The organism is Actinobacillus equuli, assembly GCF_900636745.1.
GTDB classification, from domain to species: Bacteria; Pseudomonadota; Gammaproteobacteria; order Enterobacterales; family Pasteurellaceae; genus Actinobacillus; species Actinobacillus equuli.
Genome location: NZ_LR134310.1, coordinates 671866 through 686905, shown reverse-complemented (window position 1 = coordinate 686905; position 15040 = coordinate 671866). Strand labels below are relative to the sequence as shown.

The 15040-nt window shown below is 39.2% G+C and carries 5 protein-coding genes; all 5 read left to right on the top strand.

Going from position 1 to position 15040, the window contains the following annotated elements; genetic code table 11:
* The first annotated feature begins 1 nt into the window (after position 1).
* The 5 genes from nrfB (at position 2) to EL121_RS03075 (ending at position 15002) form a co-directional block, all read left to right on the top strand.
* Positions 2-655, top strand: a complete 654-nt coding sequence (gene nrfB / locus EL121_RS03095) for a cytochrome c nitrite reductase pentaheme subunit (RefSeq protein ID WP_039197628.1) — start codon at positions 2-4, stop codon at positions 653-655.
* Positions 655-1332: a cytochrome c nitrite reductase Fe-S protein gene (nrfC, locus tag EL121_RS03090; protein WP_014992036.1), complete on the top strand. Its 678-nt coding sequence runs from the start codon at positions 655-657 to the stop codon at positions 1330-1332. Before nrfB ends, nrfC begins: the two co-directional genes overlap by 1 nt.
* Complete coding sequence (gene nrfD / locus EL121_RS03085; RefSeq protein ID WP_014992035.1) at positions 1332-2300, top strand: cytochrome c nitrite reductase subunit NrfD; 969 nt, start codon at positions 1332-1334, stop codon at positions 2298-2300. Before nrfC ends, nrfD begins: the two co-directional genes overlap by 1 nt.
* An 855-nt stretch (positions 2301-3155) precedes the next feature.
* Positions 3156-12998, top strand: coding sequence for a YadA-like family protein (locus EL121_RS03080; RefSeq protein WP_039197626.1), 9843 nt, complete (start codon positions 3156-3158; stop codon positions 12996-12998).
* A 249-nt stretch (positions 12999-13247) separates the two neighbouring features.
* The gene (locus tag EL121_RS03075; RefSeq protein WP_039197624.1) at positions 13248-15002 is read left to right on the top strand and encodes a ShlB/FhaC/HecB family hemolysin secretion/activation protein; all 1755 of its coding nucleotides are present in this window, start codon (positions 13248-13250) and stop codon (positions 15000-15002) included.
* The last annotated feature ends 38 nt before the right edge of the window (positions 15003-15040 follow it).

Genomic DNA, 15040 nt, shown 5'->3' with positions numbered 1-15040 from the left:
TATGAAAAACATTATCTCAAAAGCAGGGCGAGCAATCGCCCTCCAAGCGGTCGTATTTGCAAGTTTTTTTGCAATTTCAACCGCTTCCCAAGCGGAAATGCCGCAACAGCCGAAACCACTTTGGACTGAGCAAGCAAGTGATGCTCAAATTGCGGAAGATGCACGTCGTGACCCGAACAAATATTGTGTGCAATGTCATGAATCGGCAAATGCAACCGGCAAACCGTTCCACCATGCGGGTAAACACTTCCAAAAAGATGTGAAAAGTCCGAATAACGGCGAGCCAATCACTTGCGTAAGCTGCCACGGTAATATTTCTGAAAACCACCGTAAAGGTGTAAAAGACGTAATGCGTTTTAATCCGCACGGTAAAGCAAGCAATCCTTCACTTGAACGTTCGGTGAATGAACAAAACCAAGTGTGCGTAGCTTGTCATACGGCGGATAAATTACGTGAAAAATTCTGGGCGCATGATACTCATGCAACGAAAATCTCATGTACTAACTGTCATGAACTTCACCCGGAAAAAGAACCGATGAAAGACATTCCTGAAAAACAACGTATTAAACTTTGTACGGATTGTCATACAAAAATCCACTCAGGCGAATTTAAAACCCCTGAAATGGACTCACTCAAAGCAAAGGAAAATAAATAATGACTTGCACCCGTAGAGACTTCGTCTCAGGGGCAGGTGCTATCGCTGTCGTAGCAAGCACCGGGCTTGCTACCTCAGTAACTCTTGCTACTGAGAAAGAAGAGAAAAAAATTCGCTATGCGATGGTGCACGATGAAACCTCTTGTATCGGTTGTACCGCTTGTATGGACGCGTGCCGTACAACGAATAAAGTGCCGGAAGGTGTTTCTCGTTTAGAAATTATCCGTAGCGAGCCGTATGGTGAATTCCCTAACGTAGAGTATGAATTTTTCCGTCAATCTTGCCAACATTGTACAAACGCACCTTGTGTTGCGGTTTGTCCAACCGGCGCATCATTCGTTGATCCGGAAACCGGCATTGTTGACGTACATTCAGACTTATGTGTCGGTTGCCAATACTGTATTGCAGTTTGTCCATACCGTGTACGTTTTATTCATCCGGAGAAAAAATCAGCAGATAAATGTAACTTCTGTCGTGATACCAATCTTGCGGAAGGCAAACAACCTGCTTGTGTAGAAGCTTGTCCGACTAAAGCATTAACTTTCGGTGATATGAACGATCGCAACAGCGAAGTGTACAAAAAAGTACATGAGAACCCTGTGTATCGTACCAAAGTAGCTTTAGGTACAGAGCCGAACTTATACCACATTCCATTTGGCAAGGGGGAACATAGATAATGAACGACTATATTCCATTCCAAACCCCGAATTTAGTGTGGGACAGCACCATTGCGATTTACCTCTTTTTATTAGGTATTTCATCAGGTGCGGTGCAGTTAGCGATCGCTTACCGTAATAGCGGTAATAAAATCGAAAAAAATAGCGAAAACTGGGTAATCCGCAGTGCCGCTATTTTAGGGACGGTTCCAACTCTAATCGGTTTAACTTTACTTATTTTTCACCTAACGAAACCATGGACATTCTGGAAGTTAATGTTTAACTATAACTTCACCTCTGTAATGTCGATGGGTGTAATGTTGTTCCAACTTTATATGGCCGTATTGGTTGTTTGGATCGCCATTATGTTCAAAGATTGGGTGGCAGTGTTAGTAAACCGTTACTTACCGGCATTTAAATTTATTTTAAATTGGATTGATGTTGTTGAAAGTAAAGGTTTAAAAGCGGTTGAGTTTATCCTCTTTGTCTTTGCTGCCGTGCTAGGTGCTTATACCGGCTTCTTACTTTCAGCCTTAATCAGTTATCCAATGCTGAATAACCCAGTATTACCGGCGTTATTTTTAGCATCAGGTACATCTTCCGGTATTGCGGCGACGTTCCTCGTCATTTTACTTGCAGGTAAATTATCCGGCGAAAGCAAAGAAGTACACTTTATCCATAAATTCGAAGTACCGATTATGGTTACCGAATTAGGTTTATTAGTGGCGTTCTTTGTCGGTTTACACTTCGGTGGTGCAGATAAACAATTAGCATTACATAATGCTTTATCCGGCTTCTGGGGCGCAATTTTCTGGATTGGCGTACTGTTTATCGGTATTTTGATTCCGTTAGTAGCAAATATCTTCGGGAGTCATAAATTAAAACATAACGTGAAGTTTATCGTCTTAATCTCTATACTGGATTTAATTGGCGTACTTTGCTTGCGTTACTTCATTCTATATGCAGGGCAGCTCACTATCGCTAGCTAGTTCTACTGCAATATATCAACAAGCCCTAACCTATGGTTAGGGCTTTCCTTTTATAACAAGCGGTCAAATTTCGCTAAAATTTTGCGATTTTTCTTGTTAGCTCTGAATGGCTTCTTGTCTTTTCTCAACTCTTCATAAACCTATCTATCGTTTAGCTTTTCTATACTTTCTATAATGCTTTTAAATGTACGCTTTGATTTAGTTATGGCGATAAAGATAATAACCGGAAAGCAAAAGGTGATATAAGGCTATGTAATTGATTTGGATAATCATTTGCATTTGCTTGTTTTTGATAAGGCGCTATCAGTTTTTTAATCTGAAATGATTGTTTTTTGTTTTTTTTATGAAGATAAAATAATCTGTTTTTCATTGAAAATTTTATTAGAGTTTTTGTGTTTAAATAAGTTCAATTATTTTTAAAATAAATTTTGATAAATAATTAAATTAGTGTAATAAGTTCATAATCAATAAATGGTATGCTAAGTTTTAATGAAAAGTCTGTAATTTTTCGCTTTTTTTGAATAGGTTTTTATTGATTATAAGCTTTTGTATTTTGCTTAACTTATTGATTTTTATATGTTTTGTGTTTTTCATAAAAGGGTGAGCTATCAGTTTGATTGTCATGTCTTATTAAAGTCTTACATTAGTGTAAATATTGCTATCTGGTCTGATTTCTTGTGCATGATTAATTTGTGTTTTTGTTTATTATATATATAATATGATTTATTCTTATGAGTGTAAGAATCATAAATGTTCTTTTTTAATCATGGAGATTGAAGAAGAGCAAATTAATGAAAGTGATGGATTGTACTTTCATTATGTTGGAATGATGTATATTAAATTTAGGAGTATTGTATGAACCACATTTATAAAGTGGTTTGGAGCACGGTAACGAATTCTCTCGTTGTCGTGTCTGAACTCGCCCGTAGTAAAGGCAAAGCTGCCTCTACTGTCTCGGATGTCAAAGACGTTTCAAATAAAACAGCAGCGGTAGCCGTTGCTGCAGCCCTTCAAGTCGCCGCCGTCGGTACGATTGCTATCGGTTCATTTGCTCCAATGGAAGCAAATGCGATTATTGCTATTAGTCATGCGGAAAATGATGTTATAAAAAGTGATAATGCCCAAGCTAATGCAAGTAAAGTAGCTAGATATGTTAATGGTGTTTATACCACTACGGATGAAGGTACTCGAGCATATAACTATTATAACCCTGGCAACCCTGGTGATGGTTCAAATCTTTATAATGAATCAAAGTATGTTCATGGTATAGCGATTGGCTGCCATACAAATGCTATTGCGACAACCGGTAAAGGTGGTTCGAATGGTATTGCGATTGGTGATTATTCAGAGGCTACAGGCGGTTTATCTATTTCATTAGGTTCACTAGCCACTTCTCGAGATGTAGGTGCCGTTGCGATCGGTACCGCAGCGCATGCCGCGGGCTTTAATTCACTTGCAATGATGCGTCAATCAGCAGCAATAGGTAATTACTCTACTGCAATTGGTTCGGTTTCTTATGCAAAAGGTGAAGCAAGTGTTGCATTAGGTGCTTCTGCAACCGCACATGGTGAACAGTCTATCGCTATTGGTAGTGTTAGTCCTAAAACAATTAAAGGCACTAATGATGAAGCATTCCGTACAGCCTATGATGGTACCAATAGTACGGAAACCTATGGTGCTCGTTCAATGGCTTTAGGTTCTGGAGCGAAGACCAATGGTAATGATTCATTTGCTGTAGGTTCTGCAGCTAAAACGGGATATTTTACTCGTGGCACTGATTCTTTAAGAAATGCAGATGTTATTGCTGATACGACTCGTTCAGCGAATAAAGCAATCGCTTTTGGTAATGATTCAGAGGCGTTAAAAGATAAGGCTGTTGCTTTTGGTAATAATGCAACTGCTAAAGGTGAAGAATCAGTTGCATTTGGTTTTAATGCGACTTCAGTAGGTAATCAATCAGTTGCAATCGGTACAAATTCTAATGCTGCGCACGATCGTGTTGTAACTATCGGTACAAATTCAACCGCTACCCATAACCGCTCAATGGCAATTGGTGAACAAGCTAAAGCATTAGAAAATCATTCTTTAGCGTTAGGTGCTAATGCAATCGTAACAGTTGAGAATTCGGTATCTTTAGGTGCTGACTCAAATGCGGATGAGATCGGTGGTAGTGGGCAAATGCAGATCAATGGCAAAACGTATACGTTTGCTGGCGGTCAAGCACAAGGTACTGTGAGTGTAGGTAGCGGTTATGATAAAGATCAAGCTCGTGCAGGTACAGTAGTACGTACAATTACAGATTTAGGCGCTGGTCGTGTATTGGCTAACTCAACAGATGCAATCAATGGTAGCCAACTTTATGCTGTTGTAACTGAAATTAATAAAGGTTGGAATGTTACAACTGGTGCAGTAAATGGCGGTGTGTCAACTAATGCGTCGAATGCTCGTGTTATTAATGGTGAGACTGTTAAAGTAATTGCTGGTAAGAATGTATCAATTGATCAGCAAGATCAAAATATCACTATAGCAACTAAAGATGATGTGACATTTACTAATGTTAAATCAGGTAATGTTGATGCTACAACTGTAAAAGCAGGTGATTTAACTGTAACTGGCAAAACCCAATTAGGAAACCTTGAAGTAAAAGGTGGTTCTACTATTGATATGGGGGGGAACCGCGTTACTAATATTGGCGCACCACAAAATGCCAATGATGCGACCACTAAACAATATGTAGATGATGGACGTACAAAATTAGAATCTACAGATGGTTCTGTAACATTTAAGAAGACTCCTACTAATGGAAATAATGTTTATGACTTAAGTGTAAATGCAGATCTTCATTACACAGCAGATAATGGTAAGGGTTCTAATAAATTAAGCGCTCCGGTGAAATTTGCTGGTGTTAAAGGTGAAACAGCAACAACAGCAGTAGATGGTCAAGTAACAGTTGGTTTAGCTAAAGAAGCGACAGATTCTTTAAAGAAAGCTGATTCTGCAATGCAAGACTTTACTGTTGGCGCAGATTCTCAGCATAAAGCAGAGGGTATTAAAGTAAACCAAACAACAAATCGCTTTGATATTATCGGCACAGAAGGTTATGTAAATACGACTGTAACTGACGGTAGTGTGAAAGTTGATATTGCTAAAGATTTTAGAGATGCTGTAAGTAATAACACTAAAAATATTGCTGATAATAAGCAAAATATCACTAATAACGCGAACAATATCACTAAAAATACACAAGATATTGCGAAAGGTTTTGGCTTAAAAGATCAAAATGGTGGTGTTGTTAATAAAGCTTTAGGCGAGAAAATTGAAGTTGTTGGTGGTAATAAAAACATCGAAACTAAAGTTGAAGGTGAGCAGTTAAAAATTAATTTAAACAACACTTTAGATTTAACAGCAGGTGGTTCAGTACAAACTGGTGATACTAAAGTTGATAACAATGGTTTAACTATTGCTAATGGACCCTCAGTAACTAAAACTGGTATTAATGCCGGTAACCAAAAAATCACTAAAGTTCAAGATGGTGACGTTAGTGAAAATAGTACAGATGCTGTAAATGGTAGCCAATTACACAAAACTAACCAAAACGTTACTAAAAATGCAACAGATATTAAGAATGTAACTGATACAGTTAATGCTGGTTGGGAATTACGTGTTGAAGGCATAAAAGCTAAAGATGTTACACCAACAGATAAAGTTGCTCACTTCAAAGCGGGTGACAATATCGATGTTTCAATTGCTGATGATAAATCGGTAGTAATTGCAACTAAGAAAGATGTTACCTTTGATAATGTAACTGCTAAAAATGGTTTAACGGTTAACAAAAACGCAGCCATTAATATGGGTGATAACGTTGTTAATGGTGTAGCGAATGGTGAAGTTTCATCAACAAGTAAACAAGCAGTTAACGGTAGTCAGTTATACCAAACTAACCAAAATGTCACTAACTTAGAAACTAAAGTTAATGGTGGTTTCGGTTTAAAAGCTGAAGATGGTAAAAATATTACTAAGCAATTAGGTGATAAGATCGAAGTTGTTGGTGGTAATAAAAATATCAATACCACAATTGATGGTGATAAATTAAAAGTTAATTTAAACAATACGTTAGATTTAACTAAAGATGGTTCTGTAACGACGGGCAATACAACAGTTAATAACGACGGTGTAACAATTAAAGCTGCACCAGGTAAAACAGAAGTTAGCTTAACTAATAAAGGCTTAAATAATGGTGGCAACACTATTACTAATGTTGCAGCAGGTGTAAATAAAACAGATGCTGTAAATGTTGAGCAATTAGATAAAGTTAATGCGACTGCGAATGCTGGTTGGGTATTACAAGCTAATAAAGATAAAGCAACAGAATCTACAGTTAAACCAAATCAAACCGTTTCATTAAACAACACGGATAACAATATTGTTATTACTAAGAAAGCTGGTGATAACAACATTACATTCGGTTTAAATAATACAATTACTGTTGGTGATAAAACTAAAGGTGGTAATAATCCGGTAACAATTGATGGTACAAAAGGTACTGTTAATGGTTTAACGAATACCACATTTGATCCAAATAAGATCGTTTCTGGTCAAGCTGCAACGGAAGATCAGTTAAAACAAGTTAATGATAAGGTAAATACTAACATTAATAATGTTAATAATGATCTTACGAAAAAAGGCTTAAACTTTGTTGGTGATAACAAAGGTGAAGTAGTTCATCGTGATTTAGGTGCAACATTAAGCGTTGTTGGCGGTGCAGAAGAAAACAATTTATCTGACAAAAATATCGGTGTTATTGGTAATCAAGATGGTTCACTAACAGTTAAATTAGCAAAAACGTTAAAAGACTTAACGAGTGCTACATTTACTAATGGTGCGGGCAATAATGGCAACACTGTTATTGATGGTAAAGGTGTAACTATTACTCCACCGACAGGCGATAAAGCGAAAACTGTTAGCTTAACTAATAACGGCTTAAATAATGGCGGTAACACAATTACTAATGTTGCAGCCGGTAAAGACGCTACTGATGCAGTAAACGTAAGCCAATTAGAGAAAGTGAACGCAACAGCTAAAGCGGGTTGGAACTTAGCGGTAAATGATGAAGCTAAAGGTTCTAATATCGCACCAAACGCAACAGTTCGTTTAAATAATAAAGATGGCAACATTAAAGTTACTAAAGAAGGTAACAATGTAACATTTGATTTAAATAATACTGTTACGATCGGTCCTAAAGGTGGCGCTAAAAATGTAGTTATCAATGGTAATGAAGGAACAGTAACTGGTTTAACAAATAAAGAGTTTACTCCAGGTAAAATCGTAAGTGGCCGTGCGGCGACTGAAGACCAATTACAGTCTTCACATAACCAATTAAATACAAATATTACTAACTTAGGTACAGAGCTAACAAACAAAGGCTTAAGCTTTGTTGGTGATAACAATGGTACTAAAGTTCACCGTAAATTAGGTGAAACATTAAGCGTTATTGGTGGTGCAGAACAATCTAAATTAACTGATAAGAATATCGGTGTGATTGGTTCTGAAGGTAAATTAGAAATTAAATTAGCGAAAGAGTTAACGGATTTAACCAGTGCTAACTTTACCGGTAAAGGTGCAAATACCACAATTAACGGTAATGGCGTAACTATTACACCTAACGGTAATGACGCAACTAAGACAGTAAGCTTAACCGATAAAGGCTTAAACAACGGTAATAACACTATTACTAATGTTGCAAGAGGTGAAAAAGGTACTGATGCAGTAAACGTTGATCAGTTAAAAGAAGTAAGTTCAGCTGCAAATGCAGGCTGGAATATTTCTGCTAACGGTGTGAATTCAACAAATGTTGGACCTAAAGGTAAGGTAAGTCTAAATAACACTGATGGAAATATTGTTATTACTAAAGAGACGAAAGATAACAATGTTACTTTCAACTTAAGTAATGATTTAACCATTGGTGGCAAAGACGGTAAAGACGGTCAAATTGGCGTTAGTGGTAAAGACGGCAAGACTGGTGTAACGTTAAACGGTAAAGATGGATCAATCGGTTTAACCGGCGCAGCGGGTAAAGACGGTAAGAACGCAACCGCAAACATTACAGTTGCGAATGGTAAAGATGGTCTTGATGGCAAAAATGGTGCGAACGGTAAAACTCGTATCGTTTATGAAACTAAAACTCCGGACGGTAATTCAACTACCGAAGAAGTTGCAACCCTTAACGATGGTTTAAACTTTATCGGTAACCAAGGTGAGAAAGTTGCTAAGAAACTAAATGAAACTTTAACGATTAAAGGTACATTGGCAAATGATGCAGCAGCAAATTCTGAAAACGTGCGTGTAGATAGTGACGGTAAAGAATTGGTTGTGAAATTAGCACAAAACTTAACTAACTTAACGACAGCAACATTTGGTAATACTGCAACAGATAAGACGGTTGTAGGTAAAGATGGCGTAACTATCTCGAATGGCACCGATGCAGCTAAAACGGTTAGCTTAACTGACAAAGGCTTAAACAACGGTAATAACATTATTACTAACGTTTCAAGCGGTTTAGTGGGCAATGACGGTACGACTAAAGTTGCATTAAAAGATGCTAACGGCACAACATTAACAAATGCGGTAAACGTTGGTGACTTAAAAGATACGGTTAAAGAATTAACCAATGCAACCACCGGTGGTTTTGGTCTTAAAGATTCAACCGGCAAGGAAGTTAAGCAGGATTTAGGTACTTCAATTAAAGTTACTGGTAAAGACGGTGTGAATGCACAAGTTGTTACGGATGGCAACGGTAAAGCATTACAAATCGGTTTAAATAGCACAGTAACAGTTGGTAAAGATAATGAGCCTGGTGTAATCACTGTTAAAGGTGAGAACGGCAAAGATGGTGTTACTATCAACGGTAAAGACGGCACAATCGGCTTAAACGGCAAAGATGGTGCAAACGGTTCAATTACGGTTAAAAACGGTCAACCGGGTGTTGATGGTAAACCGGGTGAAACTAAAACTCGTATCGTTTACAACACGACAACTCCAGATGGTAAAACTACAACCGAAGAAGTTGCGACGCTTAATGACGGTTTAAATTTTGTGGGCGATAAAGGCGGTGTAATCGCTAAACCACTAAACAAAACATTAACCATTAAGGGTAACTTAGACGTTAATGCAAATGTAACCGATAAGAACTTACGTGTTGATAACGATAACGGTGAGTTAATCATCAAGATGGCGAAAGTGTTAACGGATTTAACCAGCGCTAACTTTACTGATGCTGCAGGCAACAACACAATCATCGGTGGTAATGGCGTAACTATTACACCTAATGGCAATGACGCAACTAAGACAGTAAGCTTAACCGATAAAGGTTTAAACAACGGTAATAACCAAATTACTAACGTAACAAGCGGTTTAACTGATGCAACAGGTAACAAAGCAGATCTTACAAATGCAGTTGATACAAATGCTGTAAATGTTGGTGACTTAAAAGAAACCGTTAAAAACATTACAACAGACGGCTTTGGCTTAAAAGATGATAAAGGTACTGAAGTTAAACAAGACTTAGGTAAGACTATCCAAATTAAAGGTAAAGACGGTGTAACTGTTACTTCAAATGTAACTGATAAATCATTAGAAGTGGCATTAGCGGGTGATGTGGTTGTAAACGGCAAGGATGGTAAAGACGGTACTATCGGTGTTAAAGGCGCGGATGGTAAAGACGGTACCACAATTACTAAAGATGCAATCGTATTTAACGGCGTTGACGGTGTAAACGGCAAAGACGGTAAAGATGGTGCTGATGGTAAAGCGTCAATCAAAGTTGAGAAAGGTGCGAAAGGCATTGATGGCAACGATGGTAAAGACGGCGAAAGCAAAACACGTATCGTTTACGAAAAACCAAACGGTGAGAAAGAAGAAGTTGCGACTCTTAATGATGGCTTAAACTTCGTTGGTAACGATGGCAAAGTCGTTGCTAAGAAACTAAACAAAACTTTAGCGATTACTGGTGGTATTAACACTGAAGCTGGTCTAACAGCAGCGTCAGATCGTAACGTAGGCGTTCGTAAAAACAATGATGGCTTAAATATCGTTATCGCAGAACGTCCAACCTTCTCTGGTATTATCGTTGACGGTAAAGACGGCAAGGATGCAGAAGTTAAATTTGCGAAAGACGGCAAAGACGGTATGTCTATCGTTGGCACTCGTGGTGCAGACGGTCAAAACGGCTTAACGTTGAAAGGTGCAGACGGTAAAGACGGCGTATCATTTAAAGAAGATGGTCGTATTACTAACGTAGCTGATGGTAAAGACGGCAAAGATGCTGTGAATAAAGACCAATTAGAGCGTGTAAATGCAACTGCAAACGCAGGTTGGAAATTAACCATTAATAACGGTAACAACCAAACTACGGTAACACCAAATGCAACTGTAGATTTAGCAAATACAGATGGCAACATCGTTATCACTAAAGCGGGTAATAACGTAAACTTCGGTTTAAATAACACCTTAACAGTAGGTAACGATAACAAGCCGGGCACAATGACTGTTAAAGGCGAAAACGGCAAAGACGGCGTTTCTATCAGCGGTAAAGATGGTATCAGCATTAAAGGCGAAAATGGCCAAGATGCAGTATCAATCAATGGTAAAGACGGTAACGGTGCAATTGCAGTTAACGGTAAAGACGGTAAAACCGGTGTTGGTTTAGATGGTGCAAACGGCACAATCGGTATCAATGGTAAAGACGGTTCTAACGGTGCAATTACTGTAGAGAAAGGTGCGGTTGGTGTTGACGGTACTGATGGTGCAAACGGTAAAGACGGTATGACTCGTATCGTTTATACGGATGCAAACGGTACTAAACATAACGTTTCAACCTTAAATGACGGTTTAAGCTTCGTAGGTGATACTGGTAATCCGATTGCTAAGAAACTTAACCAAACGTTAACCATTAAAGGTAACTTAGATGCTGCGGCAGCAGTTACTGATAAGAACTTACGTGTTGATAACGTAGATGGCGCACTCATCATTAAGATGGCGAGAACGTTAACGGATTTAACGAGCGCAACATTTACTAACGCAGGTGGCGATAAATCAGTAGTTGACGGTAACGGCTTAACGATTACTCCGGCAAACGGTGGTAATACAGTAAGCTTAACCACTAAAGGCTTAGATAACGGCGGAAACAAAGTTATTAATGTCGCTGATGGTGACGTAAGTGCAACAAGTACTGATGCAGTAAACGGTAGCCAATTATATGCAGTAAGCGAAGTGGCTAATAAAGGTTGGAACATTCAAACTAACGGTAATGCTTCAACTAACGTTAAACCGGGTGACACTGTAAACTTTGCAAACGGTGACAACATCAAAATTAATAACGATGGTACAAAAGTAACTGTTGGCTTAGTGGAAGATGTTGATTTAGGTAAAGACGGCAGCATTAAAGCTGGTGACACTATCATGGACAATGAGGGTGTGAAAGTTGGTGATAAAGTATCATTAATGAAAGACGGCTTAACTGCGGGTGATGTGAAAATCTCTGCAGAAACCGGCATCAATGCAGGTAACAAACAAATCACTAACGTAGAAAGTGGTTTAGGTGGTACTAAACTTGCAGATGCGAAAGGCGATACATTGAAGAATGCTGCGAATATCGGTGACCTCCAAACAGCTATCTCTGGCGTAACAGATGCAGAGCAAGGCGGTGGTTTCGGTTTAGCAGATGACAATGGCACTGAAGTGAAACAAAGTCTTGGTAAAACAATCCAAGTGAAAGGTGACGGCAATGTAACAACAACCGTAACTAATGGTTCACTCACAGTAGGCTTAAACAAGGATGTTGATTTAGGCAAAGACGGTAGCTTAACAGCCGGCGGTACGAAAGTATCTGAGAAAGGCGTAAGCTTCGCTGATTCACTAGTGAATTTAACCAGCGATGGTTTAAATAACGGTGGTAACAAAGTTACTAACGTGAAAGCGGGTGAAGTAAGTGCAACAAGTACGGATGCTGTAAACGGTAGCCAATTACATGCAACTAACCAAAATGTAACGAATGTTCAAAACACCGTTGCGAAAGGTTGGAACATTGAGGCTGGCACAGTTGAAGGATCAACTGGTAAAGTAACTGGCGCATCGAAATCTAAGGTTGCGATGGGCGATACAGTAGGCATGAAAGCAGGCAATAACATCGAGATTACTCAAGATGGTTCAAATATTGCAATTGCAACGTCAGCAACACCAACATTTGACACAGTAACTGTAGGCAAAGACGGTAACACTGCAACAGTTGGTACAGTGAAAGATAAACACGGTTCTGCAATCAAAGTAACGGGCGCAGACGGTAAATCTGAAACACGTATTAATAACGTAGCGGATGGTAAAGCTGATAATGACGCTGTAAACGTACGTCAGTTAAAAGGCGTTGCACAAAACGTAGCGAATATCGACAATCGTGTATCTAAATTAGATAAACGTGTTCGTGGTATCGGTGCGAACTCAGCGGCAGCTTCATCATTACCACAAGTAATGCTCCCGGGTAAATCAATGGTTGCTGTAGCAGGCGGTGCTTATAGCGGCGCATCTGCAGTAGCGGTAGGTTACTCAAGAGCAAGCGATAACGGTAAAGTTATCCTTAAAGTGAACGGTACGGCAAACAGTGCTGGTCACTACTCTGGTGGTGTGGGTGTAGGCTTCCAATGGTAATTAATTAGCCTAAAATAAACTAATCAATGCGACCTTCGGGTCGCATTTTTTTTTTGCTTTTAATTTATAAAAATCCAGTAGGATGATGGAAAATAAATAATGATCAAAATGAAGAAAAATATTTTTTGTGGGTTATTAAAAATATGTAGGAAAAATAAATGCTGTAGATGTGTAAATATTCTTTACGATCTATATTAAATTACATAAACTCATCGGATTAGTCTTTATTGTTTTTTAATTAATAATTTTATGTCTCTAAATTTAAAGCCTTTTATTTATTCTTCTTTTTTAACTTTCCCCGTATTTACTCTTGCTACCCCCACAATCGATCCGGTCTTAAACAATTTGGATGCGGTAGAACAGCAACGCCAGCAACAGCAAGCGCAGCAACGAGAAGCGCAATTTACCCCGCAAGCCGATATCCGAATGGATACCCGCCAAGACAGCCACTTACAAATCCCGACAGATGAATCACCTTGTTATCCCATTCATCGAATTTCTTTAATTGATTATTCTGCTGAAGAATTAAATCAAGCTAGCCAATTCCAATGGGCATTTAATAAAGCGGTTGCCGATTTAAAACTGACTTTACCGCATTGTTTAGGCGGAGAAGGTTTAGGTATTTTAATGAAGCAAACACAAAATAATATTATTGAAAAAGGTTATGTGACCACACGCGTTGTAGCACAGGAACAAGATTTACGTTCCGGTAATTTAGTGTTGACCGTGATTGCGGGCAAAGTCCGTCATACATTGGTGGCGGACGGCGGCATCGTGCCTCGCTTTACTCCGTTACATGCGCTGACCGGTTTAACGTTTGAGAAAGGCGATATTTTAAATGTACGTGATATTGAACAATCGTTAGAGAACTTAAAGCGCGTACCGACAGCGGATGCCAATATTGAAATTTTGCCGAGTGAAGGCGAAGGCAGTCAAGTCGGCGAAAGCGATTTAAAAATCAGCTATGCTCAAGCGATTCCGTTTCGCCTTAATCTCGGTTTAGAGGATTCCGGCTCGACCTCAACCGGTAAATGGCAGGCTTCAGCAACCTTATCTTGGGATAATATTTTCTCCGCAAACGACCTTTTCTATACCAGCTTTACCCACAGCATCAAACGTCATTCGGATGATAAGGGCAAGCGTGCCAGCCGTAACCTTTCTTTCTATTATTCTATTCCTTTCGGTTATTGGCAGTTAACCGCTAACCATTCAAGTAACCGCTATCACCAACAAGTGTTTGGAGCTTTTGAAAATTATCTGTATGCCGGTGAAAGTGAAAACGACAAGTTAACGCTTTCTCGCGTGCTATACCGCGATGCGGTACGTAAAACCACACTGTCCGGCGGGTTCTGGTCACGCAGTTCTAAAAACTTTGTGGATAATGCGGAAGTGGAAGTACAACGCCGCCGAATGGCAGGTTGGGAAGCGGGCATTGCGCATAAAGAATATTTAAGTAACGCTACCTTAGAGATGGATATGCACTTTAAGCGTGGTACCGGCGTGAGAGGCACAATCAGCGCCCCGGAAGAAGCGTATAACGAAGGGACATCTCGCCCTAAAATCATTACAGCTTCTATCGACTATAAAAAGCCGTTTGAGTTAGAAGGACAAGCTTGGCAATTTCATACCAGTGTCAATGCGCAATGGAATAAAACCCCATTAATTGCCCAAGACCGCATGAGTATCGGCGGTCGTCATAGTGTACGTGGCTTTGACGGCGAGTTATCGCTATCGGGTGAACGCGGTTGGTATTGGCGTAATGAATTGAGTTGGAATGTCGGGAATCGCGGCCACTGGTTTTATTGGGGATTAGACGGTGGACGGGTTTCCGGCTTAGATGGTAACTCACGTTTAGGTCATCACCTAATGGGCACAGTGATTGGTTTACGAGGCGGATGGAAAGGATTTTATTACGACTATTTTGTCGGCAGACCGATGCGCCATCCGGAAGGGTTTAGAACCTCAAAACACGTTACCGGCTTTAATTTAGGCTACAGCTTTTAGCCGAACATTTTACTGATTAAAAGCATTTTTAAAGGAAT

Bases quoted from the DNA above. Each gene is read 5' to 3' on its own strand.
- nrfB (WP_039197628.1), top strand. From the start codon at position 2: ATGAAAAACATTATCTCAAAAGCAGGGCGAGCAATCGCCCTCCAAGCG.
- nrfC (WP_014992036.1), top strand. From the start codon at position 655: ATGACTTGCACCCGTAGAGACTTCGTCTCAGGGGCAGGTGCTATCGCT.
- nrfD (WP_014992035.1), top strand. From the start codon at position 1,332: ATGAACGACTATATTCCATTCCAAACCCCGAATTTAGTGTGGGACAGC.
- EL121_RS03080 (WP_039197626.1), top strand. From the start codon at position 3,156: ATGAACCACATTTATAAAGTGGTTTGGAGCACGGTAACGAATTCTCTC.
- EL121_RS03075 (WP_039197624.1), top strand. From the start codon at position 13,248: ATGTCTCTAAATTTAAAGCCTTTTATTTATTCTTCTTTTTTAACTTTC.